Annotated in this window: 1 protein-coding gene and 1 pseudogene; both read left to right on the forward strand. The window is 79.3% G+C overall.

Going from position 1 to position 614, the window contains the following annotated elements:
- Window positions 1-232 (forward strand): annotated as a pseudogene (locus GTW08_RS27475) (SGNH/GDSL hydrolase family protein); the annotation flags it as partial.
- Window positions 229-614, forward strand: a 386-nt coding sequence (locus GTW08_RS27480) for an FGGY family carbohydrate kinase (RefSeq protein WP_346009979.1), incomplete at its 3' end; no start/stop codon positions are given. The pseudogene GTW08_RS27475 and the gene GTW08_RS27480, both read left to right, overlap by 4 nt.

Here is a 614-nt window from a genome sequence, read left to right on the forward strand (position 1 = left end):
CGCCGCCGACTACGGCCTGGCCCACCCGCACCGCGCCGCCACCGACGCCGCGATCCACCGCTGGGCGGCCGGCGCCCCGGCGGTGACGGTGCTCGACGTGCCCGCCCTGGTCGGCGAGCACGTCCTCGGTGGACACGGCAACCCCGACGGGCTGCACTGGGGCTGGGCGGGACACGCCGCCGTCGGGGAGGCGCTGGCCGGGCTCCTCGCGACCGTGGGGGACCGGCCGTGACCCTGCTCGGCATCGACCTGGGCACCACCTCGGTCAAGGCCGCGGTGTTCACCGGCGACGGCGCCCGGGTCGCCGCGGCCCGGGCCGCCCACCCCACCGCGCGGCCCGCACCCGGGCACGCCGAACAGGACCCGCACGACTGGTGGTCCGGGCTCATCGAGGTGGTCGGCGCGCTCGGCCCGGCACTGGCCGGGGTGACGGCGGTCGGGGTGTGCGCCCAGGTCAACACCCATCTGTTCGTCGACGACGGCGGTGCCCCCGTCCACCCGGCGATCACCTGGCAGGACGGCCGGTGCGGCCCGGTCGCGGCGGCACTGACCGGGCGGCTCACCCCCGCCGACCGGGCCCGGGTCCGGGGCGGGCTGGGCACCGTCGACGCCTC

Source organism: Pseudonocardia sp. SID8383 (assembly GCF_009864975.1).
Lineage (GTDB): Bacteria > Actinomycetota > Actinomycetes > Mycobacteriales > Pseudonocardiaceae > Pseudonocardia > Pseudonocardia alni.